Origin of the sequence: Paenibacillus terrae, assembly GCF_000943545.1 — a bacterium.
GTDB lineage: Bacteria > Bacillota > Bacilli > Paenibacillales > Paenibacillaceae > Paenibacillus > Paenibacillus terrae_A.
Map to the genome: position 1 here is coordinate 1 of NZ_JTHP01000157.1, position 1,929 is coordinate 1,929.

The window sequence follows — 1,929 nt, forward strand, 5'->3', positions numbered from 1 at the left end:
CCGTAGAGGATCTCGAAGTGTCCGAACAAACCAACTATGATTTCAATGTAATTGTGGTGCCTGGCAGCGAACTGTTGATGAAATTCCAGTACAATGCCCTGGTGTATGACCCCCAAATCGTGAGGAACATGGAAGGTCATGTGAAACACATTGCGGCTCAGCTGATTGAGGACGCGGGCAGAAGCCACGAATCGATCGAGATTGTCACGGCCGATGAGCGTCGCTGGCTGGAAGAACGGAACCAGACGGTAGCGGATTATCCGAAGGACAAAACCATTATCGACTTGTTTGAAGAACAAGTGGCGCGGACGCCGGAAGCCGTAGCAGTGGTGTGCGGGGATGAGCGCCTGACGTACCGGGAGCTGAACGAGCGGGCGAACCGCTTGGCCTGGACGCTGCGGGAGAAGGGTGTCGGACGGGAGAGCATCGTCGCCATTATGGCTGAGCGATCGCTGGAAATCATCGTTGGGCTGTGGGGCACTTTGAAAGCTGGCGGGGCGTATCTGCCGATCGACCCCGGCCACCCGGAGAAACGGATTCGTTTCATGCTCGAGAACAGCGGGACGAAGTGGTTGCTCGCATGTGAGTGTCCGGCTTGGGCGATGGATGGACCTTGGGAGACTGTACTCCTGGATGAATCGATCCTGAATGCGACAGAAGCAGAAACCATGCTGTCGCCGATCAACGAGCCAAATGATCTGATGTATGTCATCTATACGTCGGGAACGACGGGGCAGCCGAAGGGGGTTATGATTGAGCACAGAAATGTATTGAATCTTGTTAACAGTTTGGATATCCACATATATAAAAAGTATCCAAATCCCCTTCGAATTTCCATAGTATCTCCGTTTATATTCGATGCTTCCGTTCAGCAAATCTTTGCGGCACTGTTACTGGGACACGCACTTTATATCGTGCCGGAAGACGCAAGATTGCAAGGGGATCTTTTGCTTAATTATTATAGTAGCAACTATATTGACATATCGGACGGAACACCATTGCATCTTGCAATGATGCTTGAGGCCGCAGATTCGGAATTTGGCTGCAAGCTGCAATTGAAACAATTCATCATTGGCGGTGAGGTGCTGCCGGATAAGATCGTACGACGCTTTATGGCTAAATATACTTGGGAGAAGCCTCTAATTAGCAATGTATATGGTCCTACCGAATGTTGCGTGGATTCTACAATCTGTCATGTGACTTCCAACGATTTGAATCAGATGACCTTCATACCGATCGGCTCTCCCATGCATAATATCCAGACTTATATTCTGGACAAACAATTCCATCCAGTACCTATTGGAGTTCCTGGAGAGTTGTGCATCGCCGGTATCGGGTTGGCGCGAGGCTACTTAAACCGTCCGGAACTAACGGCGGAGAAATTCGTGTCCAATCCGTTTGAACCCGGAGAGCGGATGTATCGGACCGGAGATTTGGCGCGTTGGCTGCCGGACGGGAATATCGAGTACCTGGGCCGGATCGACCACCAGGTGAAAATTCGGGGGTACCGGATCGAGTGCGGAGAAGTGGAAGCGCGGCTTTTGGAACACGAAGCGGTGCGGGAAGCCGTGGTCGTGGCGAAGCGTGACGAAAGCGGACAGGGCTATCTGTGCGCGTATTACGTGAGTAGCGAAACCCTATCTGTCACCGAACTGCGGGCCCATCTGGCCGCGTTGTTGCCAGAGTACATGATCCCGGCGTACTTCGTGCACCTGCACCAGATGCCGCTCACCCCTAACGGCAAGATCGACCGTAACGCCTTGCCGAAACCGGACAGGCAGGTGGCCGAGGCGGGATACGAAGCGCCGCGAAGCGACATCGAATCCCGGTTAGCCGACATTTGGCAGGGCGTGCTAAGCGTCGAGCGCATCGGCATCCATGACCATTTCTTTGCGCTGGGCGGCGATTCCATTAAAGCGATTCAGGTGT

The 1,929-nt window shown here is 53.0% G+C and carries 1 protein-coding gene; it reads left to right on the forward strand.

The window, feature by feature from the left end:
* Positions 1-128: 128 nt before the first annotated feature.
* On the forward strand, positions 129-1,929 hold a 1,801-nt coding region (locus tag QD47_RS29355; protein WP_235332399.1), incomplete at its 3' end, for a non-ribosomal peptide synthetase.